Source organism: Cohnella rhizoplanae, assembly GCF_948329515.1.
Taxonomy (GTDB): domain Bacteria; phylum Bacillota; class Bacilli; order Paenibacillales; family Paenibacillaceae; genus Cohnella; species Cohnella rhizoplanae.
In genome coordinates this window covers 14,635-32,290 of record NZ_CAOJCN010000004.1, presented here as the reverse complement: position 1 = coordinate 32,290, position 17,656 = coordinate 14,635, and the positions used below count along the sequence as shown (strand labels likewise).

General features: G+C 62.7%; 14 protein-coding genes. 12 read left to right on the top strand and 2 right to left on the bottom strand.

Features of this window, described 5'->3' with window-relative positions:
• Positions 1 to 20: 20 nt before the first annotated feature.
• Positions 21 to 1,805, bottom strand: coding sequence for a sensor histidine kinase (locus tag PQG80_RS09005; protein ID WP_271750958.1), 1,785 nt, complete (start codon positions 1,803 to 1,805; stop codon positions 21 to 23).
• Between the two features lie 148 nt (positions 1,806 to 1,953).
• Here PQG80_RS09005 and PQG80_RS09000 point away from each other — a divergent pair, with 148 nt between their 5' ends.
• Genes PQG80_RS09000 through PQG80_RS08990 form a run of 3 tightly spaced genes read left to right on the top strand, consistent with a single transcriptional unit; the run spans position 1,954 to position 4,242 of the window.
• Positions 1,954 to 2,898 carry an ABC transporter permease gene (locus PQG80_RS09000; protein ID WP_271750957.1) on the top strand — a complete coding sequence of 315 codons (945 nt, stop codon included), beginning with the start codon at positions 1,954 to 1,956 and terminating at the stop codon, positions 2,896 to 2,898.
• A 16-nt stretch (positions 2,899 to 2,914) separates the two neighbouring features.
• Positions 2,915 to 3,787, top strand: coding sequence for a carbohydrate ABC transporter permease (locus PQG80_RS08995; RefSeq protein ID WP_271750956.1), 873 nt, complete (start codon positions 2,915 to 2,917; stop codon positions 3,785 to 3,787).
• Between the two features lie 56 nt (positions 3,788 to 3,843).
• Complete coding sequence (locus PQG80_RS08990) at positions 3,844 to 4,242, top strand: hypothetical protein (RefSeq protein ID WP_271750955.1); 399 nt, start codon at positions 3,844 to 3,846, stop codon at positions 4,240 to 4,242.
• A gap of 403 nt (positions 4,243 to 4,645) precedes the next feature.
• Here the strand turns inward: PQG80_RS08990 and bglX are convergent, their stop codons facing one another.
• On the bottom strand, positions 4,646 to 6,856 hold the full coding sequence (bglX, locus tag PQG80_RS08985; protein ID WP_271750953.1) for a beta-glucosidase BglX: 2,211 nt from the start codon (positions 6,854 to 6,856) through the stop codon (positions 4,646 to 4,648).
• 238 nt (positions 6,857 to 7,094) lie between these two features.
• Between bglX and PQG80_RS08980 the strand changes: the two genes are divergently transcribed.
• The 9 genes from PQG80_RS08980 to PQG80_RS08940 all read left to right on the top strand — a co-directional run bounded on the left by PQG80_RS08980 (position 7,095) and on the right by PQG80_RS08940 (position 17,574).
• Entirely contained in the window at positions 7,095 to 8,072 is a 978-nt protein-coding gene (locus PQG80_RS08980) for a LacI family DNA-binding transcriptional regulator (protein WP_271750952.1), read from the top strand.
• 54 nt (positions 8,073 to 8,126) lie between these two features.
• Positions 8,127 to 10,922 carry a glycoside hydrolase family 3 C-terminal domain-containing protein gene (locus tag PQG80_RS08975; RefSeq protein ID WP_271750951.1) on the top strand — a complete coding sequence of 932 codons (2,796 nt, stop codon included), beginning with the start codon at positions 8,127 to 8,129 and terminating at the stop codon, positions 10,920 to 10,922.
• A gap of 121 nt (positions 10,923 to 11,043) precedes the next feature.
• The gene (locus PQG80_RS08970; protein ID WP_271750950.1) at positions 11,044 to 12,444 is read left to right on the top strand and encodes a spore germination protein; all 1,401 of its coding nucleotides are present in this window, start codon (positions 11,044 to 11,046) and stop codon (positions 12,442 to 12,444) included.
• A 25-nt stretch (positions 12,445 to 12,469) separates the two neighbouring features.
• A complete protein-coding gene (locus tag PQG80_RS08965) occupies positions 12,470 to 13,669 on the top strand; it encodes a Ger(x)C family spore germination protein (RefSeq protein ID WP_271750949.1) in 1,200 nt (399 codons plus the stop codon).
• The gene (locus PQG80_RS08960) at positions 13,666 to 13,887 is read left to right on the top strand and encodes a hypothetical protein (RefSeq protein WP_271750948.1); all 222 of its coding nucleotides are present in this window, start codon (positions 13,666 to 13,668) and stop codon (positions 13,885 to 13,887) included. Before PQG80_RS08965 ends, PQG80_RS08960 begins: the two co-directional genes overlap by 4 nt.
• A gap of 24 nt (positions 13,888 to 13,911) precedes the next feature.
• Positions 13,912 to 15,009, top strand: coding sequence for a GerAB/ArcD/ProY family transporter (locus PQG80_RS08955; protein ID WP_271750947.1), 1,098 nt, complete (start codon positions 13,912 to 13,914; stop codon positions 15,007 to 15,009).
• A gap of 72 nt (positions 15,010 to 15,081) precedes the next feature.
• Positions 15,082 to 15,999: a DUF2935 domain-containing protein gene (locus PQG80_RS08950; RefSeq protein WP_271751187.1), complete on the top strand. Its 918-nt coding sequence runs from the start codon at positions 15,082 to 15,084 to the stop codon at positions 15,997 to 15,999.
• 273 nt (positions 16,000 to 16,272) lie between these two features.
• Positions 16,273 to 16,803 (top strand): hypothetical protein, encoded by a 531-nt coding sequence (locus PQG80_RS08945; RefSeq protein WP_271750946.1) that lies wholly within the window; start codon positions 16,273 to 16,275, stop codon positions 16,801 to 16,803.
• A gap of 3 nt (positions 16,804 to 16,806) precedes the next feature.
• Complete coding sequence (locus PQG80_RS08940; RefSeq protein ID WP_271750945.1) at positions 16,807 to 17,574, top strand: hypothetical protein; 768 nt, start codon at positions 16,807 to 16,809, stop codon at positions 17,572 to 17,574.
• Positions 17,575 to 17,656 lie beyond the last annotated feature (82 nt).

Sequence of the window (17,656 nt, the reverse complement as noted above, 5' to 3'; positions counted from 1 at the left end):
TGTCGTGTCGAATGTAAGGATCATGGCTCGTGCCTCGGCATCTCCCATACGATCTCCGAGCGGAAGCCTCCGAGGTCGGATCTCGTGAAGAAGAGGCCGGATCGCTTGCCGAAGCGGTGAAGCATGCGCTGGTTCGTGTTCCACAGGCCGCAGCCCATGTCGTCCTGGAGCGGGCCCGTCATCCGCTGGCCCAGCGCGGCCTGGCGTTCGGGGTCCATCCCCGGACCGTCGTCGTCGACAAAGATCCGGCAGAGGCCGTCAGCGATCTCCCCGCGGATGCGAATCTCGCCGGAGGCGTACGACTTGCCGACGCCGTGGATAACGGCGTTCTCGACGAGGGGCTGGAGCATCAACCGGGGCACCTGCTGCGACAGCATCTCCTCGGGGATGTCGATCGTGTAGTGGATGCGGCCGTTGCGCAGCTTCTGGATGTCCAGATAGTTGGCGATCAGCTTCATTTCCTCGGCCAGGCTCGCCGTTTCCTTTTCCATCCGCGTGATGTACCGGTAGTAGGCGCTGAGGTTATAGCCCATCGCGACGACGGCGTCGTTCTCCTTCATCTGCGCCATGTTGATCATGTAGCCGAGGCAGTTGTACAGGAAATGGGGATTGATCTGGGCCTGCAGCTGCTTCATCGTCGCCTCCTGCGCCCGCATCCGCTCGCTGAGCACATCCTCGATCAGGCGCTCGATCTGCCCCGACATATCGTTGAACCGATAGAACAGGAAGGTGAACTCGCTGTTCGCCTTGGCGTCGATCCGGGCGGAGAAGTCGCCCCGCTGCACCTGCTTGAGCCCCCCGATGAGCCGCAGGATCGGACGCTGCACGTCCCGGTAGAGCAGGACGGAGATGAACGTGCCGAACAGGAACAGCAGCAGCATCGACAGGTAAAAGAGGTTCCGGCTCGACGAGATCGGTCCGAGAATCCGGTCGAGAGGCACGATGTCGGCGAGATAGCCGTTCAGCAGCGGCGACCGGACGAGGCTGACCAGATAGCGGTCGCCATCCAGGCTGATCGTGCGCTGCATCGTATCCGCAAGCGTCTGGCCGTCCAGGTACGCGGTCAGCTCCCGCACGAGCTCGGGCGATGCCGTCCGGTTCGGGATCGGCGCCTCGCCTTCGTAATAGAACAGCGGATCGCCCTGCCCCCCCGCCTTGTAATCGTCCAGCATGTTCTGGACGTTCTGCCGGCCGAAGCTCGCCTGCACGACCAGGCTGCTGCCCGTGAGCTTGTTCCGCTGCCCGAACGAATCGGTGTAGAGCCAGCGGAACGTCCGGGGCTCCTCGTCGGCAAGGGGGACCGCCTCGTCGTCGTAAATCCATTTGCCCGACATATTGCTCCGCAGGTAGTTCTCGTCGTACGGGACGTCCAGGCTGGAGTTGGAGATGGCCTCCCGGTGGACTTGCGAGTAGACGGTGAACTCGACCGGCCAGATATTGACGATGCCGGACTGCAGCTCCATTTTCTCCTGCAGCATGTACCGCGTCTGCATCCGGTCGTACTGGTCGTCCCAGACGCCCAGCCCGTTGAACTTCTGCACGTTCGGATCTCTGGAAAACGTGAATACGAAGTCCATCGTCTGGTTGATCCGCGAGTCGATCTGACCGGATAGGAAGGACAGCTGCTTCATGTTCGAGGCCCGCATTTCCTTGCCGATGACGTCGTTCGCTACTTGGTTGGCGTATGCGAACAGAATGCCGATCGGAATGAACAGGACGACGATCAGCCCCGTATATTTAGCGAACATGCTCGCTTTCAGCGGGCCGCCCTTCGTCGACGGCACGAGGTTTCTTTTCCAGCGCATGCGTGCGTTCCCCCCGGAATTCAAAAGCGTAACAAAACCCTATCGATCCTAACAATGTCTTATAGTTGCATGGCCTTCCCCGTTGTTACCATAGCAAGACAAGGGCTCGCTCTGTGCCCAAGATCCGATATGCAAACGGGGGAGAGCTATGGAAGCAAATACATCCAAGTCCGCTGCGCGCCCGCGGAAGGACAAGAAAAGCGGCGGTTACAAGCAGCCGTGGACGCTTCACCTCATGGTGCTGCCGGCCACCCTGCTCGTGCTTGTTTTTTCCTACGTCCCGATGTTGGGGAACGTCATGGCATTCCAGGACTACAAGGCCAGGCTCGGGTTCGCCCACTCGCCGTGGGTCGGGTTCAAGCATTTCCACTATATGTTCACCAACGATTACTTCGTCAAGATCATCGGCAACACGCTGCTGTTCGCCTGCTCGAAGGTCGTCTTGAACCTGATCGTGCCGTTTCTGTTCGCGCTGCTGCTTAACGAGGTGCGCAAGATGGGGCTCAAGCGTTCGATACAGACGTTCGTCTACTTGCCCCACTTTCTGTCGTGGGTCACGCTGTCCGGCATCTTGATCGACCTGCTCGGCCAGACCGGCATCGTCAACCAGCTGCTGACGAGCGCTTTCGGCATCAAGCCGATCTTCTTCCTCGGCGACGGCACCTGGTTCCGCATTACGATTATCGTGAGCGACGTGTGGAAAGAGTTCGGCTTCAACACGATCATCTTCCTCGCGGCGCTGTCCGGCATCAATCCGGCGCTGTACGAGGCGGCCGAGGTCGACGGCGCTTCCCGCTGGAGGCAGACGCTCAGCATCACGGTGCCTTCGCTGCTGCCGATCCTCATCGTCGTCGCGACGCTGGCGATGGGCAACGTGCTGAACGCCAACTTCGACCAGGTATTCAACCTGTACAGCCCGATGATCTACCAGCAGGGCGATATTATCGACACGTTCGTCTACCGCGAAGGCCTTCTCGGCGGTCAATTCAGCTTCGCGACGGCCGTCGGCTTCTTCAAGTCGGCGATCAGCCTCGTCTTGATCGTCTTCTCGTACCGGCTCGCCTACAAATACGCAGGATACCGGATTTTCTAGAAAGGGGCGAAGCCTCGTGTATCATAAAACGCTATCTTACCGCGTGTTCAGCGTGTTCAACAATACGGTGCTCACCGTAATCTCGATTCTCTGCCTGCTGCCGATGTTCCACCTGCTGATGGTATCCCTGAGCTCCAGCGCCGCGGCCAACGCGGGGCTGGTCACCTTGTGGCCCAAGGGGCTGACGTTCGAAGCGTACGAGAAGACGTTCCGCAACGCCCACTTCCTCAAGTCGCTCTGGATCTCCATCGAGCGGACGGTGCTCGGCACGGCGCTCGGCATGCTCGTGAACGCGATCGCCGCTTACGCGCTGTCCAAGGACACCCGGGTGTTCCGCGCGCGCAACGTGTATCTCTGGTTTTTCGTCGTCACGATGCTGTTCCCCGGCGGGCTCATTCCCAGCTATATTCTGATTCTGAAGCTGCACCTGATCAACAACCTGTTCGCGCTCATCCTGCCGGGCTTGGTCGCCGTCTACAACATCATCCTGCTCCTGAACTTCTTCCGCTCGGTGCCCAAGGAGCTCGAGGAGGCCGCGTTCATCGACGGCGCCGGCCACGTGCGGACGTTCTGGTCCGTCTACCTGCCGATCTCCCTGCCGTCGCTGGCGACGGTGTCCCTCTTCACGATGGTCGGCCACTGGAACGCCTACTTCGACGGGCTCATCTATATGAAGGACGCGGCCAAGCTGCCGCTCGCGAGCTTCATGCAGACCATCATCGTGCAGGCGGACATGACCAAGTTCGATCCCGCCGCGATCGAAGGGCTGTCCCAGCGCACGCTGCGGGCTTCCCAGATCTTCATCGGCGCGCTGCCGATCCTGATCGTGTACCCGTTCCTGCAGCGCTTCTTCGTCAAGGGCATCGTGATCGGAGCCGTGAAGGAGTAGCCGGCTGAGAGAGCGGCTGAGAGAGGCGCGCCTGGTTAAGCCGGGCGCGCTTAGTTATGCTGCGCAGGCAGGCGATGGTCTTCGCGGTAGCGGCCGATAGCGGAAAAAAGATCCGCTATCAGCCGCGGTGCCACGCGGTGGCGGCCGATAGCGGAAAAAAGGTCCGCTATGTGGCGTGGCGCCCCGCGATGGCGGCCGATAGCGGAAAAAAGATCCGCTATGTGGCGTGGCGCCCCGCGGTGGCGGCCGATAGCGGAAAAAAGTTCCGCTATGTGGCGTGGCGCCCCGCAATGGCAGCCGATAGCGGAAAAAAGACCCGCTATGTGGCGTGGCGCCCCGCGGTGGCGGCCGATAGCGGAAAAAAGATCCGCTATGGACGTGGCGCCCCGCGATGGCGGCCGATAGCGGAAAAAAGATCCGCTATGGGCGTGGCGCCCCGCGATGGCGGCCGATAGCGGAAAAAAGATCCGCTATGTGGCGTGGCGCACCGCGGTAGCGGCCAATAGCGGAAAAAAGATCCGCTATGTGGCGTGGCGCCCCGCGATGGCGGCCGATAGCGGAAAAAAGTTCCGCTATAAGCTGTGGTGCCCCGCGGTGGCGGCCGATAGCGGAAAAAAGATCCGCTATAAGCCGCGGTGCCCCGCGCACTCTCGTCCCACGCACGCTCGTCCCGCGTCGTATTCTCGTTATCCATCGATTTTGAGTAACTTTTCTGCGCGCCGCATCATACGGAAGAGCGGAGTTAGTATTGCGGCATCGCGCCGTCAGCCCGACGGCTTCGGGGCCGAAGCTCAAGACTAGCCTATAAACCGCTTAAAGGAAAGCCCTCGGGAGCGCGCTCCGAGGGCTTTCCTTTATTTACTTGACGAGCTTGAACGGCAGCGTGGCGACGATGTCCCGGCTGTTCGGACCGACCATCGCGAGGAATGCGCCGGCGTCGCTCGCGTGCGTCAGGTCCGCGTGGTAGTACCGGAGCCGGCTCTCGCTCAGTTCAAATGAGACCTCGGCGCTCTCGCCCGGCTGCAGCTCGACTTGGCGGTACGCCTTGAGCTCCTTGACCGGCCGGACCACCTCGCCCGCGATGTCGCGTACGTAGAGCTGCACGGTCTCGACCCCGGCGACCGGACCGGCGTTGGTCACGCGCACGGTGACCGTGATCGGCGCATCCGGCGTCACCGTATCCGCGGACAACGCGGCTTCGCCGTATTCGAACGCGGCGTAGCTCAGGCCGTAACCGAATGGCAGCAGCGGCTCGTTCGGAATGTCCAGGTACTGGGACACGTAGCGGACCTGCGCGTCCGGCGCGCCTTGCGGCCGTCCGGTGTTGAAGGCGTTGTAGTACACCGGCACCTGGCCGACGCTATGCGGGAACGACAACGTGAGGCGGCCCGACGGATTGGCGTCGCCATACAGCAGATCGGCCACCGCCACGCCGCCTTCCGAGCCGGGGAACCACGCCTCGAGCACGGCGTCGGCCTCGTCGATCACGCCGTGCAGGTCGAGCGGCCGCCCGTTGAACAGCACGGCGACGACCGGCTTGCCGAGCGCCTTGACGCGGCGGACCAGCGCGAGCTGCGCCTCGGGCAGCCGGATGTCCGCCCGGCAGCCGGCTTCGCCGCTCATGTCGGAGTGCTCGCCGAGCGCGAGCACGATGACGTCGGCGCCCTGCGCAGCAGCCTCGACTTCGAGCAGCTGGGCCTTGGTCGAGTCGGCCTCGATGCCGCAGCCGTCGGCTGCGGTCACGGCGCCGGGCGTCGCCGCTTTGCCGCGGATCGCTTCGGCCACTCGGACGACCGCGTCTTGCGACCCGGTCCACGACCACGGCCCGAGCAGGTCGCCGCTGCGGGCGAACGGGCCGATGACGGCCACCCGCCGCGCAGGCGAGAGCGGCAGGACGCCGTCGTTTTTCAGCAGCACGCACGACTTGCGCGCCAGTTCCAGCGCGGCTGCGCGGTGCTCGTCGCAGAACACGATTTCTTTCTCTCGCTCCGGATCGGCGGCGCGGTAGGGATTGTCGAACAAGCCGAGCTTGTCCTTCAGCTGCAGGATACGCAGGACGGCCTCGTCGATCAGCGCCTCGTCCACTTCGCCGGACGCCACGAGCTCGGACATATGCTTAGCGTAGCACGACGTCATCATCTCGATGTCGACGCCGGCCTTCATCGCCTTCAACGCAGCCTCCCGCTCGTCCTCGGCGATGCCGTGGGCGATCAGCTCCTTGACCGCGCCCCAGTCGGAGATGAGCACGCCGTCGAAGCCCCACTCCTCCCGCAGCAGCTGCCGCATGAGCGGCGCGTTGCCGGTGGCCGGGACGCCGTCGACCGTGTTGAACGACGTCATCACCATCTCGCAGCCCTCGTCGAGCGCGGCCTTGTACGCCGGCAGGTAGAACTCCCGCAGCTGCCGCGCCGACAGGTCGACGGTGTTGTAGTCGCGTCCCGCTTCGGCGGCGCCGTAGGCGGCGAAGTGCTTGACGCAGGCCGCGACCCGATCGAGGTCGCCCGACAGGTCGTCGCCTTGGAAGCCGCGGACGAACGCTCTCGCGAACAGCGCGTTCAAGTACGGGTCCTCGCCCGTCGACTCCATCACCCGGCCCCAGCGGGGGTCGCGTACGAGGTCGGCCATCGGAGCGTACGTGACGTGGACGCCGGACACGGACGCTTCCTTGGCGGCGATCTCCGCGCTGCGCTCCGCGAGCGCGAGGTCCCACGAGCAGCCGATCGCGAGCGGTACGGGGAAGATCGTCTTGAAGCCGTGCACGATGTCGGCCATCATGAGCAGCGGGATGCCCAGGCGGTTGTGCGCCAGATGCCGGCGCTGGACGTTGATCGTCTCCTGCGCGCCGGCCATGCCGAGCACGGACCCGGCGTTATGCACGGTATCCTCTCCGATGCCGAGCGAGGCCATCGGGCCCGTGATCTGGCCGGCATCCGACGCGCCCTCGAAGAAGGGGACGGCCAGCTGGATCAGTTGGGCGATCTTCTCGTCCAGGGTCATCCGCTCGAGGTAGACATGCAGGGGCAGCCTTTCTTCAGACGAAGAAGACAAAGGAAGCTTAGAATCGGACATGGGTTGTATGACCTTCTTTCTTTCTGCTGGCGGCGCATTGTCGAAACGTTTCTACGGACATTATAATTCTGCTTTCGGCAGGCGTCAAACCTATAATTGCTGTTGATAACGGTGCGATTTTTAGATAAATTAAGAGAATGGCGTACAGCGGAGGATGCGTCGATTTGGCGTTTTTGCCTCTTTTTGAATAAATCGAAACGTTTCGCAATTTTGTGTTTTGAGAAAGAAGGGTGAAGGCTTGGTCAGCATCAAGGATATCGCCAGCGCGGCGGGAGTCTCGATCTCCACGGTATCGTACGCGCTAAACGGCAGCGACCGGATCACGAAGGAGACCGCGGACCGAATCCAGTCCATCGCGGACGAACTGGGGTACGTGCCCAACCGTGCCGCCCGCATGCTCAAGAAACGGGAGACGATGCTCGTCGGCGTTTTCCTGACGGACTTCAGCGGCAACTTCTACGGAGACCTGCTGTTCGGACTCAAGGAGGAGCTGAACCGCAGAGACTACGATCTCATCGTGTGCAGCGGCCGCCGGTCGCACCGGATGATCCCGGAGCGGACGTTCGACGGGGCGATCATCCTCGACGCGACGTTCGCCGACGCGGAGCTGCTCGGATACGCGGACCGCGGCCACAAGCTGGTGGTTCTGGATCGCGAGCTCGATCATCCCAACGTCAACCAGGTGCTGCTCGACAACAAGGCGGGCGCCACGCTGGCCGTGGAGCATCTGCTCGGACGGGGTCTGCGCCGGATCTGCGCCATAGGCGGGCCGGAATCGGCCTACGACGCGCGGCAGCGGATGCGCGCGGTCAGGCAGGCCGTCGAGCGCGTGCCGGAAGCGAGCCTCGCGGAGCTCCCCGGCGCCTTCGACAAGGCGTCGGGCTACGACGCCGGCCCGCGGATCGCGGAAGCGGCGCGCGAGGGGCAGGTCGGCGTCTTTTGCCTGAATGACGAGATGGCGATCGGCCTATGCGATTATCTAAGGACGCGGACGACGCTTAAGATCGGACGGGACGTCCACGTAGTGGGCTACGACAATATCGAGCTCGCGCAATATATGCAGCCCCGGCTGGCGACTATCGACTACTCCAAGCGCAAGTGGGGAGCGCTCGCCGCCGAACAGCTGCTGAAGATGATCGAAGGCCGTCCCGTCGAACAGGAACGGATCTACGTGCGGCTGGTCGAGGGCCAATCGGTTGGGCAATCGGGCTTATAATCCGGGCGCCGCGGACCGATGGTCCGGGCCCGCAATTCTAAGGAGGATACCAATGTGAGTACATCCATGATCGGCGTTCCGCTAGAGGGCTTTGCCGAGTTCAGCCGGAAGGCGGCAGCGGAGGGCGCCGTGCTGTTGAAGAACGAGGGGCAGGCGCTGCCCCTGCGCGAAGGGGATCATGTCTCCGTATTCGGCAGGACGCAAGTGAACTATTACCGCAGCGGCACGGGCTCCGGCGGGAGCGTGAACGTGGCGTATACGACGAACCTGCTGGACGGTCTGCGCGGCAAAAAAAACCTGGCCGTCAACGAGGAGCTGGCGGCCGTCTACGAGCGGTGGATCGAGCAGAATCCGTTCGACAACGGCGGCGGCGGATGGGCGGCGGAGCCCTGGCATCAGCGGGAGATGCCGCTGACGGACGAGCTGGTGTCGGCGGCGGCCGCTCGGTCGAACAAGGCGATCGTCGTCATCGGGCGTACGGCGGGGGAGGATCAGGATAACGCGGGTAAACCGGGCAGCTACCTGCTCACGGAAGAGGAAAAGGCGATGCTGCGGCAGGTGGCGGACCGCTTCGAGCGGACGATCGTCGTGCTCAACGTGTCCAACATCATCGACATGAGCTGGCTCAACGACGACAGCTTCGCCCGTCCGATCCCGTGCGTGGTCTATGCCTGGCACGGCGGCATGGAGGGAGGCAACGCGATCGCCGACGTGCTCGCCGGAGACGTGACGCCGAGCGGCAAGCTGACGGATACGATCGCGTATACGCTCGGGGACTATCCGTCGACGCGCAATTACGGCAGCGAGTCCGCGAACCTTTATGAGGAAGACATCTACGTCGGTTACCGATACTTCGAGACGTTCCGGCCGGAGCGCGTGCAGTTCGCGTTCGGATTCGGCCTGTCGTACACGACGTTCGGACTCGCGCCTGAGGAGGCCAGGACGGTCGACGCCGGAGGCGAGCCGTTCATCTCCGTCGACGTCGCCGTGACGAATACGGGGACTGCCTACGCCGGCAAAGAAGTCGTGCAGCTCTACTATGAAGCGCCGCAGGGCAAGCTGGGCCGTCCGGTCCGGGCGCTCGCGGCGTTCGCCAAGACCCGTCTCCTGCAGCCCGGCGAGTCGCAGCGGCTGACCCTGCGCTTCCCCGTCCGGACAATGGCCGCATACGACGACGCGGGCGCGACTGGCCATGCGTCCGCCTATGTGCTGGAGGCGGGCACATACCGTCTCTACGTCGGCACGAGCGTCAAGCATGCGGTCTCCGTCGGCTGCGACGGGCAGGCAGGCTACGTCGCGGCGTCGCTTCAAGTCGTAGAGCAGTTGGAGGAGGCGATGGCGCCGACGGTGAGCTTCGCGAGGATGAAGCCCGGCGCGCGACAGGAAGACGGCTCGTACGCGCTCGTCTACGAGGAGGTGCCGCGGCGCACGGTCCGGATGGCGGAGCGCATCGAGAGCCGACTGCCCGAGACCCTCGCGCAGACCGGCGATCAAGGCTACAAGCTGAAGGACGTCCATGAAGGCCGCGTCTCCATGCGGGCGTTCATCGCGCAGTTCGGCGACGAGGATCTCGCCGCGATCGTCAGAGGCGAGGGCATGAGCAGCCCGCTCGTCACGCCGGGGACGGCATCGGCGTTCGGGGGCGTGAGCGACGGTCTGCTGCGCTTCGGCGTTCCGGTCGCCTGCACGTCGGACGGCCCGTCCGGCATCCGGATGGACAGCGGGCACAAGGCGACGCAGGTATCCATCGGGACGCTGCTGGCGGCGACCTGGGATACGGCGCTCGTCGAGGAGCTGTACGTCATGGAAGGACGGGAGCTCGTACGCAATCGGATCGACGCCCTCCTCGGGCCGGGCCTCAATATTCGCCGGAGCCCGCTTAACGGGCGTAATTTCGAATACTTTTCCGAGGATCCCCTCGTCTCGGGGGCGTTCGCGGCCGCCTGCGTGAGGGGCATCATGAAGGGCGGTTCGAACGGCACGCTGAAGCACTTCGCCTGCAACAATCAGGAGCAGCACCGCAGCAAGGTGGACGCGGTCGTGTCCGAGCGCGCGCTGCGGGAGATTTACCTGAAGGGCTTCGAGATCGCGGTCAAGGAAGGCGGCGCCAACTCGGTCATGACCTCCTACAATCCGATCAACGGGCACTGGGCCGCTTCGAACTATGATCTGAACACGACGATCCTGCGCGGCGAGTGGGGCTTCGAGGGCATCGTCATGACGGACTGGTGGGCGGTGATGAACGACACGGCCGAGGGCGGCGCGCCCGACCGCAAGTACACGAACTGGATGGTGCGCGCGCAGAACGATCTGTACATGGTCGTCACCAATTACGGGGCGGAGATCAACGCCTACGGGGACAACACGATCGCATCGCTGGCGGACGGTTCGCTGACCCGCGGCGAGCTTCAGCGCTCCGCCATGAACATCTGCTCGTTTATCCTGCGCGCGCCGGCGTTCGCCGGCGGCCGGACTACGCTGGAGTCGGTCCAATCATACGCCGCGATCCCTGCGCCGTCCCCCGGACTAGAGCACGAGGTGCAGCCGCTGGGCGACGATGCTCGGATCGTGCCGTCAGCCGCAGGCGCAACCTTCATACGCGTGGACCAAGCCGGCGCGTACCGGCTGTACGCGCGCGTGATGTCCGCGGAGTCCGAGCTCGCCCAGAGCGCCTCCAATTTGCTCCTGAACGGCCAGCCGCTCGCGACCGCCCAGACCAACGGGACCGACGGCAATTGGTTGCTGCAGAAGCTCGCGAAGGTCGAGCTGGAGGCGGGGCTGTACGAGCTGAAGCTGGAGGTCGTCAAGCCCGGGCTGGAGATCGGCTGGATCGAACTCAAACCGTTGTGACGAAGGCGAGAAGCGCTCGCCATACATGAACAGGAAAAGGCGCCAAGGTGGGCGCCTTTTCCTATTTGTGCATAAAAAAACGCGTCCCGGAGGATGCTATTACCAAAAAAGGAAGGCCCACATGGAGCTGGCACAGTGGTTGGACGAACGTCTTCGAGACCGCCCCGACGTCGTCTCCCAGAGGATCGAGCAGGGCAAGTTCGTTTGCACGGTCTATTACATGTTGGACGCGATCAATACGGAATCGCTGCAGATGTACGTGCTGCGGCCGCTGCTCGCGCCGTACCACGGCAGCGATGAGGAACGGCTCCAGGACATACTGGACCGCAGGTCGTTTTTTCCCGCGACGTATACGCTGCAGCCTAAGCCCGAGGCAGTGATGGACGGACTGCTGAACGGCCAGGCCGTGCTATGCATCGACGGCCAGGCGGCGGGCTTGCTGTTTTCATTTCAACAAAAAGCGATGCGTTCGGTATCGGTCCCGGAAAGCGAAAAGACGATCCGGGGGCCGAAAGAGTCGTTCGTCGAGGACATCTGGACGAATCTGTCGCTCGTCCGCCAGCGCGTGAAGAGCGACAGGCTGGTCGTGGAAGCGTTCGTCATCGGCACCGACTCGCGCACGGACGTCATGCTGCTCTACATGCAAGGAACCGCGGACGACGAGCTGGTCAAGACGGTCAGGACCAAGCTGCAGGCGATCCGCACGGCGTCGATCCCGGACAGCAGCTACTTGGAGGAGTCGCTCGACGAGCGGCTGGTGTCTCCGTTTCCGAAAATGCTGAACACGGAGCGGCCCGATGTCATCGCCTCCTCGCTGTTCGAAGGTAAGATCGCGCTGCTGACGGACGGAAGTCCGAGCAACCTGGTCGCCCCCGCGACCTTGCTGTCCTTTATGCAATCCTCGGAGGATTACTACCAGCGGTACTTCTACAGCAGTTGGGTCCGCATTATGCGTTACGTCTTTTTCGGATTGAGCCTGGTCCTGCCTTCGGCCTACGTCGCGATCACGACGTTCCACCCGGAGATGATGCCCTATAATCTGCTGATCTCCGTGGCTTCGAGCCGGGACATCGTGCCGTTCCCGGCCATACTCGAGGCGCTCATCATGGAGGTAACGTTCGAGGTCATGCGCGAGGCGGGACAGCGGATCCCGTCGGTCATCGGGCAGACGATCTCGATCGTCGGCGCGATCGTCATCGGAGACGCGGCGGTACAGGCCGGCATCGTGAGCGCGCCGATGGTCATTATCGTCGCGCTGACGGGCATCTCGTCGTTTATCGTGCCGCATTTCTCGATGACGCTGACGGTTCGCTTCCTGCGGTTCATGCTGCTGTTCGTCTCGGCGATTTTCGGCCTGCTGGGCTTGATCGTCGGCGTCTTTTTCGTCTACATCCACTTGTTGTCCATGGACTCGTTCGGCACGCCGTACCTGTCGCCGTTCATACCGTTCAAGGCGGATCAAATGAAGGATGCCGCAGGACGATTCCCTTGGAAAAAGCGGATGGGCGCCAAGCGCACCTAAATCGAGAACGAAACGGGGAGACACGATGCGCGAGCGTCCAAGAACCCATTCCTTTGCCCTAAGACTGATGCTCGTCCTCGCGTTGACGGCCGGATTGACCGGGTGCTGGTCCAAGCAGGAGCTCAACGACCGCACCTTCGTGTCGACGATGATCGTCGATATGGACGAGCAGGGCAAGACGGAGGTCTCGACCATGTTTCTCCTGCCGAACCGTATTTCCGTGGGCTTGAACGCGAGCCCGGGCTCCGAGAAGCCCTTCGTGCTGCTCACCGGCAAAGGCCGGGACATTACGGAGGCTTTCCTGCAGATTCAGAAGGATCTGCCGCGCAACGTCGCGTGGGGGCAGATGCGGACGATCATCGTCGGGGACCGGTACGCCAGGAACGGGATGACGCCCTTGTTCGATTTCCTGATCCGGGCGACCGACTTCCGGTTTCGCGTGTACGTATTTTACTATAACGGCGAGGCGCGGAGAATCGCCAAGCTGACGCCTGTATTCGAGCGCTTCCCGGCCGAGATCTGGCGCGAGTCGGCGCATTCCAGACGGCTCCCGCCGGTCAGTATCCGGGACCTGCTGTACGCGCAGTGGAACAATCTCGGGGATGCATATATACCCGAACTGAACCTGCGGGAGCTTAGGCTGCCGACCGAGGAGAAGCCCGTGGAGTGGTCCGGCGTCGGGGGCGCGGCGATCATGAAAAACAATGCGGTAACCGGCACGTTCACGGAGGACGAGACCGTCGGGATCTCCTTCATGGAGAGCCGCACGCCGGAGACCACCCTCACGGCGAAGCTCCCCGATCCCGAAGGCTTGTTCAGCGTCAGGCTGGTCGATATCAAGCAGACGACGAGCGCCGAACGGCGCGGCGACAGGATCGTCATCCATACCTACATCGACGGCAAAGCGGATCTCGTCTCCATCGATTCGAACATCGATCTCTACGAGTCGGCCAATATGCGGAAGATCGAGCGGGCGCTTAACGCGCGAATCCGGGATTTGGCGCAATCCGCCGCGGACAAGGCGCAGGAGGAAAAGGCGGACGTCTTTCAATGGAGCGAGTTCGTGAAGTATAAATATCCGTCGCTGTGGCGGGGATGGTCGGGCATGGAGCGCGAGAACCTGTTCCTGCACCTGAAGCCGGTCGTTCATGCCCGCATCATATTGCGAGGCACGGGTATCAGCCATTCGCCCAGGCAGTCCTCGAAAGGAGAAGGCGCATCGTGAGCGTGCTCGTGATCGGCATGGGGCTCGTGCTCGTGTATCAGACGTTCTTGCTGCGGCGCGGATCGGCGAGCAGGCGAGACCGGGTCGTGGCCTTCGCGGTGACCGGATTCGCGTTCGCGTTCGCCGCGACGGCGCACTACGTTCCCCATTGGGTCAATCCCAACCGGGCGATCGAATTCGTCTTCGGACCGATCCAGGGCTTGATCGTGCGCAAGTAGAGGGAGAAGAGAGGAGGAGCGGCCGTGAAAAACCAGGGGACGATAACGGGACTCCAGCTAGGCTCGCTCATCTTCGTATACGTCTTTTCGACGACGATCGCCTTCGTGCTGGGTCCGCTCGCCAAAGAAGTCGCCTTCGGCGGCGTATACTGCATCGCGCTTGCGGCGGCGGCGGGGACGGCGCTCGTGACCCTGAGCCTGCGGTTCGCTCTGCGCCGGCCCTCCGCGTATGTCGGCGTGTACGGCGCCAAGATCATGGGCCGGGCGGGGCATACCGCGATTTTATGGCTGTCGGCTTTTTTCTTCCTGCACCTGTCGGCGCATATCTTGCGCGAGTTTACGGATTTCTTCGTCCCGACGTATCTGAGGGAGACGCCGGCCGTCGCGGTCGCCGTGCTCGTCATGTCGGCGGCGGCTTCCATGGCCCAGTCCGGCGTTTCGGTCGCCTTCCGGTTCGCGCAGGGCTGCTTTTTGATCATCGGGCTGCTGTTTCTGATCAAGCCGCTGTTTTTCATGCCGGAGCTTCACACGCCGATGTGGCATGCTTTTATACAGATCCACGATTGGAAGTCGCTGTGGGGGCAGACGTACTCGCTTATCCCTTGGTATGGCGAGCTCGTGCTGCTCGCTTATATCGTGCCGCAGTTCGAAGTCGGTCAAAAGGTTCGCAGGGCGGTATGGATCGGCTCGATGGCGGGGACTTACATCCTCATCTCGGAATTCGTGCTCATGATCGTGTTCCTCGGCCCGAAGCTGTCTGGCGCGCTCTTGTACCCGGCACTGGAGCTCAGCGGATTCCTGCACCTGGGGGACTTCGTGCACAACATGGACGCGATTATCGTCTCCATCTGGTTCGCGGGTCTCTTTATTAAGCTCAGCATCATATTCGCCATCGGGACGCTGCTGACCTCGCAGGCGCTGGGACTCCGCGATTACAAGCCGATTACGTTCTCGCTCGCCGGCTTCGTCGTGGCGCTGTCGCTCGTTCTGGCCAGGTACCCTACTGAGCTGGCTCATTATTTCGACAGCAGCTGGGCGACCTTCGCCTTGTTCGTCCAGAGTCTGTACTTTCTGTATCCGCTGGTCGACCGGCTCCGGGGCAAGCGCCGGCGCGCCGACTAACTCGACTACCCGCCTGCCGTCCCACATACACTGGTGAGAGCGGATCCTATGCAGGGAGGTCTTTCATTGGCGATGCAGGGCGGGACGACGGGCGGGAACTTGGGCGGAAGCATGAGCGGGAACGTGGGCGGAAGTATGAGCGGGGATATCAGCGGAAGCTTGAACGGGGGCATGTCGATCAAGGAGGAGCACTTATTTTGGCTGGAGGTGCTGGAGGATCACGCGCATTTCCTGAGGGATTATCTGTCTCCGGAGGAGACGAGATGGTGGGAGGAAGCCGAGCGCTTCTTCCCGCTGTTCCGAGAGGCCATCCGCCAAGCGGAGGCGCTGCCGCAGACGGCGTCGGCCTCGTCCCCGCAGATGCAGGCGTTCGCGGCCGGCGTATATCCGCTGGCGGACGCCTACTGCAGGCTGGAAGGACATATGCAGCACCTGCGGCTTTTCAATCAGGTCAATCTCAACCTGACGCCGTCCTACTTCAACGGGACGATCGGCGAGAACCGCGAGTACCTGCGGCAGCTCTCCTACTGGACGCGGGGCGTGCCCGCGCCGCCGCTGGCCCTGACCGAGCTGCTCGACCTGTGGATCGAGGACCAGATCGGCCATGCCGTCCTGCTGCACGGGCTGCTCGATCCCGTGGAGCGCGCGCTGGGGGCGGAGGCGGACCGGTATGCCTCCATCTTCTCCGCTTATATGGTGAAGAACCGGGCGATGCAGGGGTACGAGCGGTTTACGGCGCCGGGATTTCCGGCGGAGACCCGGTTCGCGGCCGAGGTGCTCGAGTCGGTACAGGGCTTCTATGCCTTCGTGCAGCGCGTCGTCGCGGAGTACGTCGGCACCGAGCTGCTGTCCAAGGCGACGCTCCGATTCCTGGAGCACCACTTCCCCGAGTCGTGTTACTTCATGCGCAAGCTCGCCGTGTTCGTGCCGGGGGCGCCTGCCTACGCCGAATGTCCGCTCACGCGGCCTTCCCGGATGCTAGACCGGTAGGGGGAGTTTGGCGAAATTAACGGATCTGTGGTCCGCGGTGCGCGCTGCGCAAGCCGTATATTCAGTCCGCCTTGGACTAATATACGGCTTCTTTACGGTGCGGGCAGGGCAGCAGCACAACGACTTCATCTGCTGGCCATATGGTACTAAAGTCTACCCTCCAACCCCCTCCGATGATCGCCTGTCGATCACTCCAACGAGTGAGGCGTCTGATTCCCCATCCCTTTACAATGAATTTAGCAAGACGGCGCCGCGAGCAGAGGAGGGCCTCCCATGAGACGAAATCGCTGGAAATGGATCATCGCCTCGGCGGGCATCTCGGTATCGCTGGCGGCGGGCAGCATCCACGCGCAATCCGATCAAGGATTGCCGGTGGCGAAGTGGTATCAGGCGCTGACGCAGCGGACGAAGACGGAGATCGCGAACGAGGCGGCGACGCAAAGGGCGCAGGCGGCGAAACGCGTGAGCGACGCGGCCGAGCGGCTGGCGGCGCAGGCCGAGGCGACCCTGTCCCGGGCAGCGGAGGACGACGGCGAGATAGCCGCGACGGACATCCGGCTCGCAGGACAAGCCTATGCGGATCGACTGGACGCGGCTGCGGCGGAATTAGCCGAGCGCGCAAGGCGCGAGCGGATCGAGCCGTACGTGGCGGATACGACGGCCGCAATGAGCGAGGAGCTCGAGGCGCTGGCTCAATCGACGATCGCGGAGATGACAAGAGAGCTGGATGCAGAAGGCTCGGCGGCAAGCGGGAATGAAGAGGTACAACATAAATCGATCATCGATAACAGAGGAGACGAATAAACAATGAAACGGATCAAGAGCAAAGTCGCAGTAGGCGTAGTCGTAGTCGGAATGGTCGCATCCATGGGAACCGCATTCGCGGCGACGGACGCGGGCTCGCAGCTGCAAAGCTGGTACTCCACGGCTTCCGGATTCGCGAAGGCGGCGGTTACCGGAGAACTGTCGACGTATTCCGTCGCCAAGAACACGGCGCACGCTGCCGCGGTCGAGAGCACGAAGGGACAAGCGCAGCGCGACATCCGCGACGCGGGCAACGCGAAGACGGCTTCCGTCCAACAATCGATTAACAGCCAAGTCGCCCAATACACGAACCAGATCAATTCGGCTCAAGGCGCGATCTCGAGCGGCATGCCTGGCGAGTACGACACGTTCGTAGCTTCCGCCAACGGCGCTACCAACGCTGCTGTCGCCGCGACCGGCACCGAAGACAAGAAGAACCTGGCGAGTGCGGTCAAAAACCACAAAAATACGTACCTGAACCGTCTGGATACGAATGTCGCGGCAACGAAAACGCAAGCCGTCACCGCGCTGAACGCCGAGATCGCTTCCACCAAGTCCGAGCTGCAGGCACTCCTTGCAGCCGAGCAAACGACCGCGACCGACGAAGTGAAGACCAACCTCGACAACAAGATCGCCGCGCTGGAAGCCGAGCTGACGGCGCTGACGAACGCAGGCGTCGCCGAAGCGAAGACCGCCATCGATACGAAGGGCAACGACCTGCTGGCCGACAGCCTGAGCGATCTGGACGCCATCGTACAAGGCATCGAATAATACCGCGCTGCCAAGCGAAGGACGAAGGAAGCCCCGGGCAGGGGCTTCCGGTTCTTTGCGGACACGGCAACCGGAACGAAAG